Source organism: Nocardioides sp. N13(2025) (assembly GCF_051912545.1).
Taxonomy (GTDB): Bacteria; Actinomycetota; Actinomycetes; order Propionibacteriales; family Nocardioidaceae; genus Nocardioides.
Genome location: NZ_CP196809.1, coordinates 2,446,821 through 2,466,283 on the forward strand (window position 1 = coordinate 2,446,821; position 19,463 = coordinate 2,466,283).

Annotated in this window: 16 protein-coding genes; 2 read left to right on the forward strand and 14 right to left on the reverse strand. The window is 71.1% G+C overall.

Annotated features, from left to right (window positions below; genetic code table 11):
* Positions 1-4 precede the first annotated feature (4 nt).
* The 8 genes from ACS3YM_RS11840 to ACS3YM_RS11875 form a co-directional block, all read right to left on the reverse strand.
* Positions 5-1,591 carry a glycosyltransferase family 2 protein gene (locus ACS3YM_RS11840; RefSeq protein ID WP_439936636.1) on the reverse strand — a complete coding sequence of 529 codons (1,587 nt, stop codon included), beginning with the start codon at positions 1,589-1,591 and terminating at the stop codon, positions 5-7.
* The gene (locus tag ACS3YM_RS11845; RefSeq protein WP_439936637.1) at positions 1,588-2,631 is read right to left on the reverse strand and encodes a methyltransferase domain-containing protein; all 1,044 of its coding nucleotides are present in this window, start codon (positions 2,629-2,631) and stop codon (positions 1,588-1,590) included. Before ACS3YM_RS11845 ends, ACS3YM_RS11840 begins: the two co-directional genes overlap by 4 nt.
* A gap of 85 nt (positions 2,632-2,716) precedes the next feature.
* Complete coding sequence (locus ACS3YM_RS11850) at positions 2,717-4,690, reverse strand: TIGR03960 family B12-binding radical SAM protein (RefSeq protein ID WP_439936638.1); 1,974 nt, start codon at positions 4,688-4,690, stop codon at positions 2,717-2,719.
* Between the two features lie 115 nt (positions 4,691-4,805).
* The gene (gene rodA / locus ACS3YM_RS11855; RefSeq protein ID WP_439936639.1) at positions 4,806-6,002 is read right to left on the reverse strand and encodes a rod shape-determining protein RodA; all 1,197 of its coding nucleotides are present in this window, start codon (positions 6,000-6,002) and stop codon (positions 4,806-4,808) included.
* A 4-nt stretch (positions 6,003-6,006) separates the two neighbouring features.
* On the reverse strand, positions 6,007-8,130 hold the full coding sequence (gene mrdA, locus ACS3YM_RS11860; protein ID WP_439936640.1) for a penicillin-binding protein 2: 2,124 nt from the start codon (positions 8,128-8,130) through the stop codon (positions 6,007-6,009).
* A complete protein-coding gene (gene mreD, locus ACS3YM_RS11865) occupies positions 8,127-8,639 on the reverse strand; it encodes a rod shape-determining protein MreD (RefSeq protein ID WP_439936641.1) in 513 nt (170 codons plus the stop codon). The genes mrdA and mreD overlap by 4 nt, the downstream gene beginning before the upstream one ends.
* Entirely contained in the window at positions 8,636-9,574 is a 939-nt protein-coding gene (gene mreC, locus ACS3YM_RS11870) for a rod shape-determining protein MreC (protein WP_439936642.1), read from the reverse strand. Before mreC ends, mreD begins: the two co-directional genes overlap by 4 nt.
* A 13-nt stretch (positions 9,575-9,587) precedes the next feature.
* Entirely contained in the window at positions 9,588-10,631 is a 1,044-nt protein-coding gene (locus ACS3YM_RS11875; RefSeq protein ID WP_439936643.1) for a rod shape-determining protein, read from the reverse strand.
* A gap of 127 nt (positions 10,632-10,758) precedes the next feature.
* Between ACS3YM_RS11875 and ACS3YM_RS11880 the strand changes: the two genes are divergently transcribed.
* Positions 10,759-11,334 carry a DUF937 domain-containing protein gene (locus ACS3YM_RS11880; protein WP_439936644.1) on the forward strand — a complete coding sequence of 192 codons (576 nt, stop codon included), beginning with the start codon at positions 10,759-10,761 and terminating at the stop codon, positions 11,332-11,334.
* A gap of 10 nt (positions 11,335-11,344) precedes the next feature.
* Here ACS3YM_RS11880 and ndk read toward each other — a convergent pair whose 3' ends face one another.
* The 4 genes from ndk to ACS3YM_RS11900 are packed head-to-tail and all read right to left on the reverse strand — an operon-like array spanning position 11,345 to position 14,526.
* Complete coding sequence (gene ndk, locus ACS3YM_RS11885) at positions 11,345-11,773, reverse strand: nucleoside-diphosphate kinase (protein ID WP_439936645.1); 429 nt, start codon at positions 11,771-11,773, stop codon at positions 11,345-11,347.
* A 20-nt stretch (positions 11,774-11,793) separates the two neighbouring features.
* Positions 11,794-12,189 carry a DUF4233 domain-containing protein gene (locus ACS3YM_RS11890; RefSeq protein ID WP_439936646.1) on the reverse strand — a complete coding sequence of 132 codons (396 nt, stop codon included), beginning with the start codon at positions 12,187-12,189 and terminating at the stop codon, positions 11,794-11,796.
* On the reverse strand, positions 12,186-13,556 hold the full coding sequence (locus ACS3YM_RS11895; RefSeq protein WP_439936647.1) for a bifunctional folylpolyglutamate synthase/dihydrofolate synthase: 1,371 nt from the start codon (positions 13,554-13,556) through the stop codon (positions 12,186-12,188). Before ACS3YM_RS11895 ends, ACS3YM_RS11890 begins: the two co-directional genes overlap by 4 nt.
* A gap of 40 nt (positions 13,557-13,596) precedes the next feature.
* Entirely contained in the window at positions 13,597-14,526 is a 930-nt protein-coding gene (locus ACS3YM_RS11900) for a GNAT family N-acetyltransferase (RefSeq protein WP_439936648.1), read from the reverse strand.
* A 78-nt stretch (positions 14,527-14,604) separates the two neighbouring features.
* On the opposite strand from ACS3YM_RS11900, the gene valS reads away from it, so the two are divergent.
* A complete protein-coding gene (gene valS / locus ACS3YM_RS11905; protein WP_439936649.1) occupies positions 14,605-17,238 on the forward strand; it encodes a valine--tRNA ligase in 2,634 nt (877 codons plus the stop codon).
* Positions 17,239-17,304: 66 nt separating this feature from the next.
* Here the strand turns inward: valS and ACS3YM_RS11910 are convergent, their stop codons facing one another.
* A complete protein-coding gene (locus tag ACS3YM_RS11910; RefSeq protein ID WP_439936650.1) occupies positions 17,305-17,940 on the reverse strand; it encodes a hypothetical protein in 636 nt (211 codons plus the stop codon).
* A gap of 114 nt (positions 17,941-18,054) precedes the next feature.
* Positions 18,055-19,335 (reverse strand): ATP-dependent Clp protease ATP-binding subunit ClpX, encoded by a 1,281-nt coding sequence (clpX, locus tag ACS3YM_RS11915; protein WP_439936651.1) that lies wholly within the window; start codon positions 19,333-19,335, stop codon positions 18,055-18,057.
* Positions 19,336-19,463 lie beyond the last annotated feature (128 nt).

Here is a 19,463-nt window from a genome sequence, read left to right on the forward strand (position 1 = left end):
GATCCTAGGTGGACTTCTTGGCGGTGGCCCGACGCTTCAGGTCCGGCACGTAGGGGTCCTCGAGAGGGGCTCCCCAGCGGCTGCGGACGAGGTCGTGCTCCCAGCGGTGGACCGCGCGCTCGCGGGTGCGCGACTCGAAGTGGTAGAGCTCGACCGGCGCGACGTAGATGATGCGCTGGCCGTGGCCGCGCACCTTGTAGCAGAGGTCGACGTCGTTGAAGTTGGCCGGGAGCGCCTCCGAGAAGCCGCCGACCGCGAGGAAGGTGTCGCGCCGCATCGCCGCGCACGCTGCGGTCACGCCGCTGGCCTCGCGGTTGATGATGAGGGCGCCGAACGGTCCGTAGGAGTCGCGCGGCAGGTCCCGGTAGGGGTGCAGGTAGTGCCCCGTCGCATAGGCGTGGCCGGCGTGCTGCACCGTGTCGTCACCGAAGTAGAGGCGGGCACCGGTCATGCCCACGTCGGGCTCGTCGAGCGGTGCCACGAGCTGCTCGACCCAGCCGTCCGAGATCACCTCGACGTCGTCGTTGAGGAACACGAGCCGCTCACCGGTGGCCCGCAGGCAGCCGACGTTCATCTTCTCGCTGTAGTTGAACGGTCGCGTGAAGTGCACGAGGACGAGCTTGTCGCCGGCGACCTCCTCCAGCTCGCGCAGGACGTCCTGCGGGGTCGGTGTGTCGTAGACGACCACGATCTCGAGGTTCTCGTGGCTGGTCCGCGCGAGCAGGGAGCGCACGGCCTCGACCACCATGACGCGGCGCGAGCCCCAGATCAGGGCGGACTGGCCGATGGTCGGGATGACCACCGAGACCCGCACCGCGGGATCGAGCCGGCGGGTGATCCGGTAGTGACCGGGGACCGGTCCCTGACCCACCTGCGCCGCGAGGCCGAGACGGTCCATGTGGTCCTGGACCGCGTTCGCACCCGCGATGGTGGCGTACGGCTTGGCGTTGATGTCGGCCGACGCCGACCCGGCCACGGCCCGCCAGTGGTAGAGGACCTCGGGGATGTGGACCACCCGGCGGGCCACCTCCCCCACCCGCAGCGCCAGGTCGTGGTCCTGCGAGCCGTCGTAGCCCTCCCGGAACCTGCCGACCCGGCGCACGACCTCGGTGCGCATCACGGAGAGGTGGGAGGTGTACATCTGCCCGCGCAGGCGCTCGGGCGACCAGTCGGGCTTGCGGAACTCGTCGTAGAGGTTGCCCTCGTCGTCGACCTTGTCCTCGTCGGAGTAGAGGTAGTCGACGTCCTCGAGCTCCTCGATGCGCCGGGCGTTGGCGGACAGGGCGCCCGGCGTCAGGAGGTCGTCATGGTCGAGCAGCACCATGAACTCGCCGCGGGCGGCGTCGATGCCGTCGTTGGACGCCGCCACGATGTGGCCGTTGGTCTCCCGCTCGACCAGACGGATACGCGGGTCGCGGGCGGCGTGGTCGCGGACCAGCTCGCGGACCGCCTCCGTGGGCGAGCAGTCGTCGACCAGGATCCACTCCCAGTCCTCGAAGTCCTGGGCGAGCACCGAGGCGATCGTATCGCCGAGGACGTCGACCGGCGGCTCGTAGACCGGTGTGACGATCGAGAAGAGGGGTGCGCTCACCTGCCCAGCACCTTGCGTGCCACCCGTCGGGCGAGCGACGGTCGCGAGCGAGCCGCCTCGAGCTCGGCGACGAGCTGCCGGTTCTTCCGGGTCAGGCGCTGGACCTGGGGCCGTGCCTGCTTCAACCGTCCGCGCACGTTGCCCAGCTGCTTCTTGGCCCGGGCGAGATCAGCGCGCAGCCTCTTGTTGTCGTTGGTGAGACGGGCCACCTGGGCCTCGGTCCCCACGATGTGGTCACGCGTGGTGAGCAGGTGGTGGCGCGCGTCGAGCACCTCTGCCTGCCACTGCTCGACCAGGGCGGCCTGCTCGGCGAGCCTGCCCGACACGCCTGACGTCAGCTGCTCGTTGAGGGAGCTGATCCGGCGGTGCGACTCGAGCAGGGCCCGGCGCTTCTCCACCAGCTCGGTGTTGAGCGCCGCGAACTGCTGCTCGTAGCGCTGCGTCAGCGTGTGGAGCGTCAGGTCGGCCCGCTCGAACAGGACGGCCCACGGGGAGACGAACGACAGGTCCACGTCGGTGCGACGGAAGAAGCCACGCTCCGCGAACCACGCGGCCCACTGCGCCGTCGGGCGGGTGTTGAGGTGGGTGGGCTCGTCGTGGTCGGCCGGGCTGGAGGAGAACAGCACCCGGTCGGTCGCTGCGGCCATGTGGTCGATCGCGAGCTGGGCGTCGACCGGGCTCATGTGCTCGAGCACCTCGACGCAGCTCACCAGGTCGTAGCGGCCGCCCAGCGGCTCGGCGGCCGACGCCACCCGGAGGCGGGACCGTACGTCCTCGTGCGCGCTCTCGACCGCGTGCTCCGAGATGTCGATCCCGGACGCGTCGATGCCCTTGGCGACCAGCGCCTGCACGAAGAGGCCGCGGGCGCACCCCACGTCGAGGACGGTGCGAGGGTTCGCGATCCCCACGATGCGGTCCGCGAGCGACAGGAAGAACGCGCGCCACACCTCGTTGTCCCAGGTGTAGTTGTCGTAGCCACCCAGGTGTGCGTCGTTGTAGTAGGTGGCGGAGTAGTCCTCCGAGCGCGTTCCCTCGCTCATGTGAGCGTTCCCCTGTCTGACGGCGGGCGAATGTGCCGGCTCAGGCTATACGTTGCGGCGGGTCCCACCGCCGCGGCCCACGGGCTCACACCACGCTGAGCGGGAGCAGCTTCTGGCCGGTCGGCCCGACCTGGATCTCGGTGCCCATCTCCGGGCAGACGCCGCAGTCGTAGCAGGGGGTCCAGCGGCAGTCCTCGATCTCGATGTCGGCGCCGTCGGCGGCTGCGAGGGCGTCCTCCCAGTCACCCCACAGCCAGTCCTTGTCGAGGCCCGAGTCGAGGTGCTCCCAGGGCAGCACCTCGTCGTAGTCGCGCTCGCGGGTGGTGAACCAGTCGACGTCGACACCGGTGCCGTCGAGGCCGCGCGCGGCGGCCTCCATCCAGCGGTCGTAGGAGAAGTGCTCGCTCCAGCCGTCGAAGCGGCCGCCGTCGCGCCACACCTCCTCGATGACCCGGCCGACCCGCCGGTCGCCGCGCGAGAGCAGTCCCTCGACGATGCCGGGCTTGCCGTCGTGGTAGCGGAAGCCGATCGCGCGGGCGAACTTCTTGTCATCACGCACGACGTCGCGCAGCTTCTTGAGCCGCTCGTCGGTCGTCACGTGGTCGAGCTGCGCGGCCCACTGGAACGGCGTGTGCGGCTTGGGGACGAAGCCGCCGATGGAGACGGTGCAGCGGATGTCGTTGCGCCCGGAGACCTCGCGGCCCTTGGCGATGACCCGCTTGGCGAGGTCGGCGACCTGCAGCACGTCGTCGTCGGTCTCCGTCGGAAGGCCGACCATGAAGTAGAGCTTCACCTGGCGCCAGCCGTGGGAGTACGCGGCCGCGACCGTGCGGATCAGGTCCTCCTCGGTCACCATCTTGTTGATCACCTTGCGCATCCGCTCCGAGCCGCCCTCGGGCGCGAACGTCAGGCCCGAGCGCCGGCCGTTGCGGGAGAACTCGTTGGCGAGGGTGATGTTGAAGGCGTCGACGCGCGTGCTGGGCAGCGACAGGGAGACGTTGGAGCCCTCGTAGCGGTCGGCGAGGCCCTTGGCGACGTCGCCGATCTCGGTGTGGTCGGCGCTCGAGAGCGACAGCAGGCCGACCTCCTCGAAGCCGGACTTGCGGATGCCGTTCTCGACCATGTCGCCGATGGTCTCGATGGACCGCTCGCGCACGGGGCGGGTGATCATCCCGGCCTGGCAGAAGCGGCAGCCGCGGGTGCAGCCGCGGAAGATCTCGACCGAGAAGCGCTCGTGCACGGTCTCGGCCAGCGGCACCAGCGGGTTGGCCGGGTACGGCCACTGGTCGAGGTCCATCAGCGTGTGCTTGCGCACCCGGAACGGGATGCCCGGCCGGTTGGGCACGACCGCCTCGATGGCGCCGTCCTCGGCGTAGGCGACGTCGTAGAAGCGCGGGACGTAGATGTTGCCGGTGACCGCCAGGCGGCGCAGCAGCTCGTCGCGACCGCCAGGTCGCCCCTCGGCCTTCCACTCGCGGACCACCTCGGAGATCGCGAGCACGACCTCCTCGCCGTCGCCGAGCACGGCCGCGTCGACGAAGTCGGCGATCGGCTCGGGGTTGAAGGCCGCGTGGCCACCGGCGATGACGACCGGGTCGTCCTCGCCACGATCGGCCGCGTGGAGCGGGATCCCTGCGAGGTCGAGCGCGTTGAGCATGTTGGTGTAGCCCAGCTCGGTGGAGAAGCTGAGGCCGAAGAGGTCGAAGGCACCCACCGGGCGGTGGCTGTCGACGGTGAACTGCGGGATCGGGCCCTGCTCGTCACCGGTGCGCATCACCTGCTCCATGTCCGGCCACACCGAGTAGGTGCGCTCGGCCAGGATCCAGTCGCGCTCGTTGAGCACCTCGTAGAGGATCTGCACGCCCTGGTTGGGCAGGCCGACCTCGTAGGCGTCGGGGTACATCAGGGCCCAACGGACCGTGGGACCGCCCGACTCGGAGGACGCGGCGCAGTCCCAGTCCTTGACGACGGAGTTGAGCTCACCGCCGACGTACTGGATGGGCTTCTGCACCGAGGGCAGCTTGGCCTCCAGGCGCGGGAAGACCGACGCGACGGACATGCGCACGACACCTCGTTCGGGGAAGTCGACTGACGGGGACGGACCACTCGGGGGGCGACCCCCGTGGGCAGTCATCAAGGGTACGTCTCCGGGGCCGCTGCGACCCAAACGCCTCTCAGCGCCGGGTGGTGCCCAGCAGGCGCGCGGGGACCGTGCCCGAGGAGCGGAGGTGGATGTTCTGCAGCAGGCCCAGCGCGAGCATCCCCGCGAAGAGGGAGCTGCCGCCGTAGGAGACGAAGGGCAGCGGCACGCCCGTCACCGGCATGATGCCCAGGCACATGCCGATGTTCTGGAAGGCCTGGAACCCCCACCAGCAGGCGATGCCCGCTGCAGCCACGCGGCCGAACAGGTCGCCCGCGTCGGCCGAGATCGCCAGCGCGCGCCAGATCACGACGGCCAGGAGCAGGATCATGATGCCCGCCCCGACCAGACCGAGCTCCTCGCCCGCCACGGTGAAGATGAAGTCGGTGTGCTGCTCGGGCACGAAGCCGGACCGGGTCTGGGAGCCCTCGAAGAGGCCTTGCCCGAAGAGGCCGCCGTTGCCGACCGCGATGCGCGCCTGCTCGGTGTTGTAGCCGGCTCCCCGCGGGTCGAGGCCGGGGTTGGTGAAGGCCAGGAACCGGTCGACCTGGTAGGGCTTGAGCACGCCCATCGACACCGCGGCGGCGGCCCCGCCGACGGCGCCCAGCGTCAGCCCGCCCAGCCACCGGCGCCCGGCGCCGGCGACGGCGACGACGCCGAACACGGTGGCGGAGAGGACGAGCATCGTGCCGAGGTCGGGCTGCAGGAGGATCAGGACCGCGGGGATGCCCGCGATGAGCAGCATCGCGACCACCTCGAGGCTGCGCACGCCGCGCCCCCACCGGCGCTCGGTGCGCTCGGCGACCACCAGGGCCATGCCGATGACGACCGCGAGCTTGGCGAACTCCGAGGGCTGGATGGACATCCCGCCCAGCTGCAGCCAGGACCGGGACCCGTTGACGGTGCTCCCTGCGACGAGGACCAGCACGAGCCCGACGATGCTCGCGACGTAGACCAGGGGCGCGAGGATCCGCACCCAGCGGTGGTCGGTGGCCAGCACCGCCACCATCAGCACCAGGCCGATCGCGACGTTGACCAGCTGCTTGCGGAGGTAGGCGTTGGGGTCGCCTCCGGTGAGGTCGGCCCGTGTCGAGGTCGCCGACCAGACGAGCAGCGTGCCCAGGACGACCAGCGCGAGCGTGGCCAGCAGGAGGAGCCAGTCGAGGCCGGGGGCGCGCAGGCCGCTGGCGGCCTGGCCGGTACGGACGGGACGGGAGGACAGCACGGTCATCGCTTCACTCCCCCGCCTTCGCGACGGTCGGCGGCATGATCGAGCCGTCGTCGAGGAACTGCGGCAGCCGCGCCGGCGGGACCGTGCCGGGGACGGCCGAGCGCGCGGGACGTACGTCCTCGCCCTCGATGCCGTAGAGCGCCTCCCAGATCGCGCGGATGCCCTCGCCGGTGGAGCCCGAGCCGGTGCCGGCCTGGCTGATCATCATCACCACGACGTAGTCCTCGGTGTAGGACGCGACCCAGCCGGTGGACTGCTTGCCGTAGACCTCGGCCGACCCGGTCTTGGCCCGGACGGTGACCTCGTCGATCGGGAAGTCGACCATCTTCCAGTACATCGTGCCCTCGCGGGTGACGCCCTGGAGCGCGCGGTCGATGTAGTCGAGGTACTTCTTCGGCACGTCGAGCTGGGCGACCTTGCGGGGAGCGATCCGCCGCAGCACCTTGCCGCTCGGGCTGACCAGCGCCTTGGCGACCGTGGGCGCGTAGAGCGTGCCGCCGTTGCTGAGCGCGGCGTAGGCGCGGGCGAGCTGGAGCGGGGTGACGATGGTGTCGCCCTGGCCGATCGAGAAGTTCACCGCGTCGCCGGCGCGGTAGAGGTTGCCCTCGATGCAGAACTCGCGGGCGAACTTGTAGACGAAGTCGCTGGTGTCCTGGGTCTGCGGCTTGCCGGCGAGCTTGCAGTAGTAGTCCTTCTGCGACTCGTAGTAGGCCTGCTTCCAGTGCCGGTCGGCGATGCGGCCGGGCGCCTCACCGGGCAGGTCGATCCCCGTGCGGGAGCCGAACCCGAACGACTTGGCCATCTCGACCAGCGGGTCCCTGGCGTCGATGTCGGCCGGGTCGCTCCCGAACTTCTGCCAGAAGTTGTAGCCGATCCGGTAGAAGAACGTGTTGCAGGAGACCTCGAGCGCCTTGGCGAAGCTGATCGTGCCGTAGGCGTCGGACTCGTGGTTGCGGAAGACGCGGTTGCCGACCTGGAAGCCCGACGAGCACGGCAGCATGGTGTCCATGGAGTAGCCGTTGGTCAGGGCGCCGGCGGTCATGAACGGCTTCCACGTCGACCCGGGCGCGAACTGCCCCTGCGTGGCCCGCGAGAGCAGCGGGGTGCCGGCCTTCTCGGAGTAGAGGCGCGCGAGCTCGGACTCGCTGATGCCGCCGGTCCACACGTCGGGGTCGTACGTCGGCTGGCTGGCCATCGCGACGACCCGGCCGGTCTTGGCGTCGAGGACCACCGCGGCGCCCGAGTCGGCCTCGAAGTTCCGGCCGGTCACCGGGTCGAGCGTGGCCCGCTGGACCTTGATCCGCTCGGCGAGCTGCCTCTCCACGACCGACTGCACCTTGGCGTCGATCGACGTGACGAGGGTGTCGCCGGGGGTGCTCTCGATGACCGAGTCGTCGCCGAGCACCCGGCCCATCGAGTCGACAGCGACGCGGCGGTAGCCGGGCAGGCCGCGCAGCCACTCGTCGTACTGCTTCTCGACACCGGCGCGGCCGACGACCGAGGCGCCGTTGAGGGAGCGGTCGTCGCGCTCGGCGGCGAGGTCGTACTCGTCCTCGGTGACCGGGCTGAGGTAGCCCAGCACGTGGGCGAGGTTGATGCCGAAGGGGCGCGGGTAGGACCGGACGTTCTGCTGCTCGGCGAGCACGCCCGGGTAGTCCTCGGGCTGCTCCAGCACGCGCAGCGCGACGTCCTTGGAGACGTCGGTCGCGACCGGCACCGGTTGGTAGGGCGAGCCGTTCCAGCACACGTCGCGGACGCTGCCGGGGTCGCCGCACGTGACCAGCCGGGCCTCGACCTCCTCGGGCTCGGCGTCGACGACGACGGAGACCCGGCGGACGAGCTCGGTGCGCTGCTTCTCCGCGAGCTTGCCCAGGAGGGTGCGGTCGACCGAGATCACCCACGACGTGCGGTTGGCCACCAGCGGGCGGCCCTGGCTGTCGACGATCAGCCCGCGCTGCGGCTGCACGACGATGTCGCGGACCGACTGGTTGGCGGCCTGGGCCTGGTAGGACTCACCGCCGATGACCTGGAGGTAGTAGAGCCGGACGAAGAGCGTCGCGAAGAGCGAGAAGGCCAGGGCCTGCACGACCACCAGCCGCAGCCGGCTCCGGTTGGTCGTGGGGCTCACTGGGTCGCCCACTGGGGACTGAGCCGGGAGAAGAGCCTCATCAGCGGTGGCAGCACGAACGGCGTGAGCAGCACGTCCCAGACCACCGCGACGAGCACCACCTCGAGGAGCCCGGAGATCGACATCGTCGGGTCGGAGAGGAGCACGCCGCTGAGCGCGAACAGCGACGTCGCCACGAACGACGCGGCGGCGACCGTGCCGACCACGGCCAGCGCGGTGGGCCTGACGTCCTGGCGCACGCGCGCCGCGAGGAAGGCCGCGATCGTCAGCGCGAGCGCCCACCGCCCGGCGACGTGGTCGGCCGGGGGCGCGAGGTCGAGCGTCAGCCCTGCGGCGAAGCCCAGCAGGAGGGCGAACGGCGCCTCGACCGTGAGCGCGGCAGCGACGACGACCAGGAGGCAGAGGTTGGGCACGATGCCGTGCCAGGCCAGGTGCGGGAACAGCGTCACCTGCACCACGAGGGCGAGGACGACGGCCCCGAGCGCGATCGCCCACCGCAGCCCCTTCACCGGAGGCTCCCGTCGGCCTCGACCACCGCACGGTCGCTCGGGGCGCCGCTGGGGACCATCACGCCCACCACGTCGAGGGAGGAGAAGTCGACGAAGGGCTTCACGACGGCCCGCTGCGAGGCCTCGCGCAGCGAGCTGTAGACCTCGGTGATCGTGCCGATCGGCACGCCCGGGGCGTAGGGGCCGGTGGCGCTCCCCCACGTCACGACCGTGTCGTCGCGGGCGGGGACGGAGGCGTCGTCGACGAGCCTGAGGTCGAGCCCGGACTCCTGGTCGAGGGAGCCGCTGCCCGTCACGAAGCCGATCTCCATGCTCGACCCGACGCGACCGCCCACGGTCGAGTCGGGGTCGATGACCAGGAGCACGGTGGCGCTGCTCCGGGTGACGCGCAGGACCCGGCCGACCAGTCCGTCGTTGTTGACGACCGTCATGTCCGGCCCGACGCCGGCCCGCGAGCCGGCGTCGATGGTCACGGTGAAGCTCTGCGACTGCCGCGGGCCCATGGCGACGACGCGGGCCGGGACGAGGGCCGACCCGAGGTCCTCGGCCGCCGTGGTGAGGCCGTCGTACTGCTCGAGGCGGTTGCGGTCGAAGCCCGCGAGCTCGACCTTGCCCCGCAGCTCGGCGTTGCTGGCCTCGAGGTCGCGGACCTGGTCGGCGAGGTCGCCCTTGCTGCGGAACCAGGTGGGCACGGCGGTGAAGGGGCGCACGGCGGCGGCCGCGGCCGACTCGGCAGGGCCGAAGGCCTCACCGATCGCGCGACGTGCCGGCTCCAGCGGCGAGCCGCCACCCCCGGACACGTCGAGCGTGATGAGCGTGATGCTGGCCAGCACCAGCGCGACCAGCAGGGACCGGGGCGGGCGGTTGCGGGACTCGAGGCGGTCGAGGCCGGTCCACCGACGCTCGCGGCCGTCGTGTCCCCCGAAGGCACCCATCAGCTGTGTCCCATCAGAAGCGCCGCACGTCCGAGACGAGCACCTGCTGGAGGGCCTCGAACTCCTCGACGCACTTGCCGGCGCCGTAGGCCACCGAGGACAGCGGATCCTCGGCGAGGTGCACGGGCATGCCGGTCTCGTGGCGGAGGCGCTCGTCGAGGCCGCGGAGCATCGCTCCGCCGCCGGTGAGCACGATGCCGCGGTCCATGATGTCGCCGGCCAGCTCGGGCGGCGTCTGGTCGAGCGTGGAGCGGACCGCGTCGATGATGTTGTGCAGCGGCTCCTCGAGGGCCTGGCGCAGCTCGGAGCTCGACACGACGACCGTGCGGGGCAGCCCGGAGACCATGTCGCGCCCGCGGACCTCGGCGTCGGGCTCGCTGGGGAGCGGGAAGGCCGACCCGAGGGTCATCTTCATCTCCTCGGCCGTGCGCTCGCCCAGCATGAGGGAGTACTCCTTCTTCATCCACGCGATGATCGCCTGGTCGAGGTCGTCACCGGCGGTGCGGACCGAGATGCTGGTCACGATGCCGCCGAGGCTGATCACGGCCACCTCGGTCGTGCCGCCGCCGACGTCGACGACCATGTTGCCGGTGGCCTCGTGGACCGGGAGCCCGGCGCCGATGGCTGCGGCCATCGGCTCCTCGACGATGTAGACCCGGCGGGCGCCGGCCTGGTAGCCGGCCTCCTTGACCGCGCGCTGCTCGACGGCGGTGATGCCGCTCGGCACGCAGATCACCATGCGCGGCTTGGCGAAGTAGCGACGGCGGTGCACCTGGTGGATGAAGTAGCGCAGCATCTGCTCGGTCGCCTCGAAGTCGGCGATGACGCCGTCCTTCAGCGGGCGGATGGCCGTGATGTTGTCGGGCGTGCGCCCGATCATCCGCTTGGCCTCGTGGCCGACGGCGAGGACCTCGCCGGTGGTGGTGTTCATCGCGACGACGGACGGCTCGTCGAGCACGACGCCCTTGCCGCGGACGTAGACGAGCGTGTTGGCGGTGCCGAGGTCGACGGCCATGTCCCGGCCGATGAAGCCCCCTGGTGTCCTGCTCAGTGCCATGCCGCTGGTGCCCCCGCTGGTCGGGTCCTACTGGGAAGAGGAGTCGGCGATCCGGCCGACCCACGCTCAGGTTAAGGAGCGCGGAAGGGTGTTCCCGGCAGGACACGCGCGGGGCTAGGTTCGGAAGATGGCTGACCACACGTCCGACCTGGACGAGCTCCGCACCTCGCTCCCCATCGACCAGATCGCCGCACGGCTCGGGGAGGATCCCGACGCCGTACGACGTGCCGTCGACGTCGCCCTCCCGGCCCTCCTGGGGGGCCTGCAGGCCAACGCCCAGGACCCGGGCGGTGAGGCGTCGCTGGTGGAGGCGCTGGGCCAGCACGACGCGCAGGTCGCGACCGCACCGGTCGACCTCGCCGACGTCGACGAGCAGGACGGCCAGCGCATCACCGCCCACATCTTCGGCGCGCAGCAGGACCAGGTGGTCCAGCAGCTCGGCTCCACGGGGGCCGGCAGCGGGCTCGTGCAGAGGCTGCTGCCGATCCTCGCCCCGATCGTGCTGTCCTACCTCGCCAAGCAGATGGGCGCCAAGGGCGGCGCAGCCGCGGGCGGCGGCGTGCTCGGCTCGATCCTGTCCTCGATCCTCTCCGGCGCCGCGCAGGGTGCGGGGAGCTCGTCCCGCTCGAGCACCTCTGGCGGGCTCGGGGGCGTCCTCGGGGACCTGCTCGGCGGGTTGCTGGGCGGCGGCCGGAAGGCCTGACCGGCCGGCCTCAGGCCAGGTCGCCGAACCAGATCTTGATCTCGCGGGCGGCCGACTCCTCGGAGTCCGACCCGTGCACGAGGTTCTGCTGGACGGCCACGCCCCAGTCGCGGCCGAGGTCGCCACGGATCGTGCCCGGGGCGGCGACGGTCGGGTCGGTGGCGCCGGCGAGGGAGCGGAAGCCCTCGATGCAGCGCTCACCCTCGATGACCACGGCGAGCACCGGGCCGGAGAGCATGAACTCGACGAGCGGACCGTAGAACGGCTTGCCCTCGTGCTCGGCGTAGTGGGCGGCGAGGATCTCGCTGGTCGCGGTGCGGAGCTCGACGGCCGCGAGCGTGTAGCCCTTGGCCTCGATCCGGCGGAGGACCTCGCCCGAGAGGCCACGGCGTACGCCGTCGGGCTTGACGAGGACGAGGGAACGCTGGACGTCGGTCATGGCGGGAAGCCTAGCGAGCCTCAGGGCTGGTCGGCGCGCCAGGCCGCCCAGGCCTCGGCCCGCTCGCGCTCGATCTTGCGCCCGAGCAGGTCGGCCGCGGCCCACAGCGCTGCGAAGACGAGCCCGAGCCCGAACATGACGGGCACCACGAAGCCGAGGGCGATGGCCGCCACCTGCACGCCGTAGCCGACGAGGTAGGCCCACTCCGCCCGCAGCATCCCGGCGAGCAGCAGGCACACCACCGCCAGGCCCAGTCCCACCGTGAGGGCGGTGCCGGCCGGGACGTCGGCGATGGTGATCATCACCGGCGTGGTGAGGCCGAGGGTGATCGCCTCCAGGCTCAGGACCGCGGCGCACATGCCGCGGCGCGGCGAGCGCTCGGTGTTGGCGGGGGCGTCGGGGGGCGTCCCGCTCATCGGCGGCCCTTCAGCATGGCGCGCGCCTCGCCCACCGTGACCACGGAGCCGGTGACCAGGACCGCTCCCGCGCCGATCGACACGTCGATCGCCTCGCCGACCTCGGCGAGCGTGGCCGCGCGGTCGATCGCCTCGGCGAGGTCGGGCACGACGGTGACCCGGTCCTCGCCGAAGACCTCCACGGCTGCGCGCCCGAGGGCCGCTGCCGACATCGACCGCGGGGTGGAGTTCTGGGTGCAGACCAGGTGGGCCAGGTGCGGCTCGAACGCCGCGAGCACGCCCTCGTGGTCCTTGTCCTCCATCACGCCCATCACGCCCACCAGCGGGCTGAAGGCGAAGGAGTCCTCGAGCGCGGCCGCGACGGCCTCGGCCCCGTGCGGGTTGTGGGCGGCGTCGAGGACGATCGTGGGGCTGCGACGGATGATCTCGAGCCGTCCCGGGGAGGTCACCTCGGCGAAGGCGGCGCGGACCAGCTCGTCGTCGAGCTCGCCGCTGCCGAACGCCTCGACGGCAGCCAGCGCGACCGCGGCGTTCTGGGCCTGGTGGGCGCCGTAGAGCGGCAGGAAGAGGTCGTCGTACTGCGCCCGCAGGCCCTTGAGCGAGACGACCTGGCCGCCGACGGCGGGTGTGCGCGACACGACGCCGAACTCGACGCCCTCGCGCGCGACGGTCGCGCCGACCTCGGCCGCGTGCGCGAGCAGGACGGCGGCGACCTCCGGGGTCTGCTCGGCCAGCACCGCGAAGGAGCCCGGCTTGATGATCCCGGCCTTCTCCACCGCGATCGTGGCCGGGTCCTCGCCGAGGTACTTGGCGTGGTCCACGGCGATGGGCATCACCACGGCGACGTCGGCGTCGATGACGTTGGTGGCGTCCCAGCTGCCGCCCATCCCGACCTCGACCACCGCGACGTCGACCGGCGCGTCGGCGAAGGCGGCGTAGGCCATGCCGACGATCGTCTCGAAGAAGCTCAGCGGGTGGGCCTGCTCGGCGTCGACGAGGTGCGTGTAGGGGGCGACGTCGTTGAAGGCGCGCACGAACGCCTCGTCGTCGAGCGGCTCGCCGTCGATGCTGATCCGCTCGCTCATCTTCTCCAGGTGCGGGGAGGTGAAGCGCCCGGTGCGCAGGTCGAGCGCCCGGAGCAGGGTCTCGATCATGCGGCTGGTGCTCGTCTTGCCGTTGGTGCCGGTGAGGTGCACCGACCGGAAGGAGCGCTGCGGCTCGCCGAGCAGCTCGGTGAACGCCTCGATCCGGTCGAGGCTCGGCTCGAGCCGGGTCTCGGGCCAGCGGGACAGCAGCGCGTCCTCGACCTCCTCGAAGGTCTCGGCGAGGCGTGCGGGTTCGGTGGCGTCCGGGGGCAGCTCAGTCATGTCCCCACGAGTCTATTGACCTGCCTGAGCAGGCGACGACTCAGGCGCGGACGACGTGCTCGGCCATGTCGATCACCGGCTCGTAGCCCAGCCCGGCGTAGATCTTGTTCGACGTCGGGTTGGCCTGGTCGGTGAACAGGCACATCCGGGTGCCGGCCTCGAGCCCGCGCCGGGTCAGCTCCCCGACGACGTACGACGCGATGCCGCGGCCGCGGTGCTCCTTGGGCGTGTAGACCGGCCCGATCCGCGAGACGCCGTACGACGGCAGGCCGGATCCCGACAGGTGCGCGATCGTCCCGTCCGGCAGCTCCCAGAGCCACTCCACGCCCTCACGTATCCGGACCAGCACGCTGTCGATGGTGTTGTGCTCGCCCGAGGTCGGGTCGGGCACGCGGCCGGCCTGCTCGTCGGCCTCCTCGTGGAACGCGGTGAACCACGCCAGCACCAGCGCGGCGTCGTCCTCGGTCGCCTGCCTCAGCCGACCCTCGGGAGCGGGCGGCACCTCGACCGAGGTGGCCTCCCAGAGTCGGGTCGCCTTGTCGGCGACGACCTCACCGCCGACGAGCTCGGCGGTGGCCCGGGCCAGCACCTCCGAGCCGGGGAGCGCCCCGTTGGCGCCGCCGAGGAGCTCGCCGCGCTCGTGGAGCGCGACGGCCAGCGCGCGAGCGGCCTCCTCCGGCATCGGCAGCGCGAAGGTCGGGTAGGGCTTGAACGGCGCGGTGCGCATGGCCGCGCTGACGACCTCGCCCTCGCCGTCGCGGACGGCGAGCCACCAGCGCTGGAACGGGGCGGCGACCTCGGCCCACGAGTCGCTCCCATCAGCCACCTCGCGGACGGCCCGCGAGGTGACGCTCGCGATCACGCTGCCCAGCACGGGCTCGGCGGCGAGCAGGTGGTCCGCGGCGTCGAGGAAGGCCTGCGGGCTCTCGAAGAACTCCAGCGTGAAGGCAGCGTCGGTGTCCGGGGTCATGGCAGGCACGCTAGGGCGCGGGCCGCTCGGGTCGATACTCGTTTTCGCAGGCCGGAGGCCCGTCAATAGACTCGGCGCATGACTGAGAACCCCAGCACCCACGCCCCGGACGCCGATCCGGCCACGACGACGAGCACCGACCCGCGTGCCGTCGTCGTACCCGAGCGTCCGGCGCTGGAGGGCCTGGAGGAGAAGTGGTCCCGGGCGTGGGCCGACAACGACACCTACGCCTTCGACCGCACCCAGCCGCGGGAGAACGTCTACTCCATCGACACGCCGCCGCCGACCGTCAGCGGCTCGCTGCACGTCGGCCACGTCTACTCCTACAGCCACACCGACCTGATCGCGCGCTACCAGCGCATGCAGGGCAAGGCCGTCTTCTACCCGATCGGCTGGGACGACAACGGCCTGCCGACCGAGCGCCGCGTCCAGAACTACTTCGGCGTCCGCTGCGACCCGGCCCTGCCCTACGACCCCGACTTCACCCCGCCGGAGAAGCCCGACCTCAAGAAGCAGGTCCCGGTCAGCCGGCCGAACTTCATCGAGCTGTGCGAGCAGCTCGTGGTGGAGGACGAGAAGGTCTACGAGGAGCTGTGGCGCAAGCTCGGCCTCTCGGTCCAGTGGAACCCGACCTACACGACCATCGGCGACCACTCGCGCACGGCGAGCCAGCGGGCGTTCCTGCGCAACTACGCCCGTGGCGAGGCCTACCTCTCCGAGGCCCCGACCCTGTGGGACGTCACCTTCCAGACCGCGGTCGCCCAGGCCGAGCTCGAGGCGCGCGACTACCCGGGGCACTACCACCGCGTCGCCTTCCACCGCCCCGACGGCTCCCCGATCCACATCGAGACGACCCGCCCCGAGCTCATCCCGAGCGTGGTCGCCCTGATCGCGCACCCCGACGACGAGCGCTACCAGGACGCCTTCGGCACCACCGTCACCTCCCCGGTCTTCGGCGTCGAGATCCCCGTCCTGGCCCACCACGCGGCTGAGCCCGACAAGGGCGCGGGCATCGCGATGTGCTGCACCTTCGGCGACCTCACCGACGTCATGTGGTGGCGCGAGCTGAGCCTGCCGGTCCGCACGGTCGTCGGCCGCGACGGGCGCCTCACCCGCGAGACGCCCGAGTGGCTCGCGAGCGACGCGGCCTCGACGGCGTACGCCGAGATGGCCGGCAAGACGACCTTCAGCGCCCGCGAGGCGATGGTCGCCCTGCTGCGCGAGTCCGGCGACCTCGATGGCGAGCCCACGGCCACCCAGCGCATGGCGAACTTCTACGAGAAGGGCGACAAGCCGCTCGAGATCGTCGCCACCCGCCAGTGGTACATCAAGAACGGCGGCAAGGACGCCGCCCTGCGCAAGGAGCTGCTCGCCCGCGGCGAGGAGATCACCTGGATCCCCGCCCACATGAAGCACCGCTACGACAACTGGGTCGGTGGCCTCAACGGCGACTGGCTGGTCTCGCGCCAGCGGTTCTTCGGCATCCCCTTCCCCGTCTGGTACCCCCTCGACGCCGACGGTGAGCCCGACCACGACCACCCGCTCCTGCCGAGCGAGGACCAGCTGCCGGTCGACCCGTCGACCCAGGCACCGCACGGCTTCACCGAGGACCAGCGGGGCAAGCCGGGTGGCTTCGTCGGCGACCCCGACGTGATGGACACCTGGGCCACCTCGTCGCTCACCCCGCAGATCGCGGGTGGGTGGGAGGTCGACGACGACCTGTTCTCCCGCGTGTTCCCCTACGACCTCGCCACCCAGGCGCACGACATCATCCGCACCTGGCTCTTCTCGCGCGTCGTCCGCGCCGACTTCGAGCACCAGGTCGTGCCGTGGTCGCACGCGATGATCTCCGGCTTCATCGTCGACCCCGACCGCAAGAAGATGTCGAAGTCCAAGGGCAACGTCGTCGTCCCGAGCGACATCCTCGACAAGTACGGCGCCGACGCCGTGCGCTGGCGTGCCGCGATCGGCCGTCCGGGCATGGACTCGCCCTTCGACGAGTCGCAGATGAAGATCGGGCGCCGGCTCGCCATGAAGGTCCTCAACGCCTCGAAGTTCGTGCTCGGCAACGTCGGCGCCACCGAGCTCAGCCCGGCCGCCGTCAGCGCCCCGGTCGACTGCGCGCTGCTCGGTCGCCTCGAGGTCGTCGTGCGCAAGGCCACGGAGGCCTTCGACGTCTACGACTACACCACCGCGCTCGAGGTCACCGAGAAGTTCTTCTGGGAGTTCTGCGACGACTACCTCGAGCTGGTCAAGGAGCGCGCCTACGACACCGACGGCGGCGCCGGGACGGTCTCGGCCAAGGCCACGCTGGCGATCGCGCTGCACACCCAGCTGCGCCTGCTCGCCCCGTTCCTGCCGTACGCCACCGAAGAGGTCTGGTCGTGGTGGCAGGACGGGTCGATCCACCACGCGGCCTGGCCGACGGCGGCAGACCTCGGCTCCGCCGCGGCCGCCCAGCCCCTGGTGCTGGACGCCGTCGCCGCCGCGCTCACCGGCATCCGGGGCGCCAAGTCGCAGGCCAAGGCCAAGATGCGCGCACCCCTCTCACGCGTGGTGATCACCGGCCCGGCCTCGCTCACCGAGGCCGCCCAGCAGGCGCAGGACGACCTCCGCGCGGTCGGCACGATCGTGGGCGACCTGGTCTTCGTCGCCGACGACGACGCCAAGGACCTCAGCGTCACCGCCGAGCTCGCCCCCACCGAGGACTGACCACACAGGAGATCCCCCTCCCGCACCGCCGCCGAGCGGTGCGTGAGGGGGATCTGTGCGTCTGGGTCAGCGGTGGGCCCTAGCGGCCTCGCGGGCCAGCTTGGCGGCGTCGCGGACAGCCTGCTCAGCGGCCTTCTCGGCATCCCGCGCGGCCTTGTCGGCGTCGCGCTGGGCCTGGGCGGCAACCTTCTCCGCCTCGCGCTGAGCGCGGGCGGCGGCCTTCTCAGCCTCACGCTCTGCCTTCCGGGCAGCCCTCTCGGTCGCCCGCAGCGCCTTCAGCGCCGCCTGGTGGGCCTTGCGCTCGGCTCGCTCGGCGGCGCGGTCCGCCTGCCGCTCGGGCGCCGAGGACGCTGCGTCGGTCTGCTCGTCGGACTGCGCCTGGGTGGGCGGGGCCGGCGAGGTGGGTGGGGCCGGCGACGTGGACTGGGCGGTCGCCCGGGCGATCCGCTTCGAGAGCGGTTCGGGCACGGCGACGCCGAGCGGCTGGGCGCTCAGCTCGTCCGGGATGCTCACCGTCTCGGGCTCGCGCGGCTGTTCTTGCGCAGGCGCGACGTGGACGGCCTCGACCGGTACGGCGATGGGCTTGCCCGGCCGGAAGATGTCCACTCCCCAGCCCTGGCCGACCGAGAGCGTCATCAGGACGGCACAGAGCACGGCGACCAGAGCGAAGCCGACGAGCGGTCGCTTGGGATCAACCCCCACGGGTTCCCCTTCCCACATGCTGACGAGACGCCAGTCTCGCGGGGTCATGACGCGTGATCACAGTCGATGGTCCGAGATGGCCCGAAATGACTAGACCGGTCTGGTCACATCGAGTCAGGCTGACTTCTTCTTCTTCGCCTCGGACTCACGCAGGATCAGCGTCGGCGCGACGTCGTCCTCGACGACCTCGCGGGTGACGATCACCTTGGCCACGTCGCCGCGGGAGGGGACGTCGTACATGACGTAGAGGAGGACTTCCTCGATGATCGCGCGCAGGCCGCGTGCCCCGGTGCCGCGCTCCAGGGCCGCCTCGGCGATCGAGTCGATCGCGTCGTCGGTGAACTCGAGCTCGACGCCGTCGAGGTCGAAGAGCTTCTGGTACTGCTTGACGAGCGCGTTGCGCGGCTCGGTGAGGATCTGGACGAGGGCCTCGCGGTCGAGCTTGCTGACGCTCGCGATGAGCGGCAGGCGACCGATGAACTCGGGGATCAGGCCGAACTTGGTGAGGTCCTCGGGACGGACCTGCGCCAGCAGGTCATCTGCCTCGCGCTCGGCCGCGCCGCGCACCTCCGCGGTGAAGCCCAGCGACTTCTTGCCGACGCGCTGCTCGATGATCTGCTCGAGCCCGGCGAAGGCGCCACCCACGATGAAGAGGATGTTGGTGGTGTCGATCTGGATGAACTCCTGGTGCGGGTGCTTGCGCCCGCCCTGCGGCGGCACGGACGCGGTGGTGCCCTCGAGCATCTTGAGCAGTGCCTGCTGGACGCCCTCGCCCGACACGTCGCGCGTGATCGAGGGGTTCTCCGCCTTGCGGGCCACCTTGTCGATCTCGTCGATGTAGATGATGCCCGTCTCGGCCTTCTTGACGTCGTAGTCAGCGGCCTGGATCAGCTTGAGGAGGATGTTCTCGACGTCCTCACCGACGTAGCCGGCCTCGGTGAGCGCGGTCGCGTCCGCGATCGCGAACGGGACGTTGAGCATGCGGGCGAGGGTCTGGGCCAGGTAGGTCTTGCCACACCCGGTCGGGCCGATCACGAGGATGTTGGACTTCGCGACCTCGACCGCGTCCTCCTTGGCCTTGCCGCTCACCGGCTGGAGGCCCGCCTGGACCCGCTTGTAGTGGTTGTAGACCGCGACCGCGAGGGACTTCTTCGCGTGCTCCTGGCCGATGACGTAGGAGTTGAGGAACTCGAAGATCTCCTTGGGCTTGGGGAGCTCCTCGAGGCTGACCTCGGAGCCCTCCGCCAGCTCTTCCTCGATGATCTCGTTGCACAGCTCGATGCACTCATCGCAGATGTAGACGTTGGGGCCCGCGATGAGCTTCTTGACCTGCTTCTGGCTCTTGCCGCAGAAGTTGCACTTGAGCAGGTCGCCACCGTCACCGATACGTGCCACGAGTCGTGTCCTCCAGTCTCACCGGACGGAGCCGGCGTTCAACACTTGCACAAGTGCTGCCTTGCAACGGGCCCCACGACGGTACCCCGTGCCGGCCCCCGGCGGGGGCCGGACACGAGATGTCGCGG

What these genes read in the sequence shown, in the direction of transcription:
- ACS3YM_RS11880 (WP_439936644.1), top strand. Translation starts at nt 10,759, where the DNA reads ATGGCTGACCACACGTCCGACCTGGACGAGCTCCGCACCTCGCTCCCC.
- rodA (WP_439936639.1), bottom strand. Translation starts at nt 6,002, where the DNA reads ATGACCGTGCTGTCCTCCCGTCCCGTCCGTACCGGCCAGGCCGCCAGC.
- ACS3YM_RS11875 (WP_439936643.1), bottom strand. Translation starts at nt 10,631, where the DNA reads ATGGCACTGAGCAGGACACCAGGGGGCTTCATCGGCCGGGACATGGCC.
- ndk (WP_439936645.1), bottom strand. Translation starts at nt 11,773, where the DNA reads ATGACCGACGTCCAGCGTTCCCTCGTCCTCGTCAAGCCCGACGGCGTA.
- mreC (WP_439936642.1), bottom strand. Translation starts at nt 9,574, where the DNA reads ATGGGTGCCTTCGGGGGACACGACGGCCGCGAGCGTCGGTGGACCGGC.
- valS (WP_439936649.1), top strand. Translation starts at nt 14,605, where the DNA reads ATGACTGAGAACCCCAGCACCCACGCCCCGGACGCCGATCCGGCCACG.
- ACS3YM_RS11845 (WP_439936637.1), bottom strand. Translation starts at nt 2,631, where the DNA reads ATGAGCGAGGGAACGCGCTCGGAGGACTACTCCGCCACCTACTACAAC.
- ACS3YM_RS11895 (WP_439936647.1), bottom strand. Translation starts at nt 13,556, where the DNA reads ATGACTGAGCTGCCCCCGGACGCCACCGAACCCGCACGCCTCGCCGAG.
- ACS3YM_RS11900 (WP_439936648.1), bottom strand. Translation starts at nt 14,526, where the DNA reads ATGACCCCGGACACCGACGCTGCCTTCACGCTGGAGTTCTTCGAGAGC.
- ACS3YM_RS11890 (WP_439936646.1), bottom strand. Translation starts at nt 12,189, where the DNA reads ATGAGCGGGACGCCCCCCGACGCCCCCGCCAACACCGAGCGCTCGCCG.
- ACS3YM_RS11850 (WP_439936638.1), bottom strand. Translation starts at nt 4,690, where the DNA reads ATGTCCGTCGCGTCGGTCTTCCCGCGCCTGGAGGCCAAGCTGCCCTCG.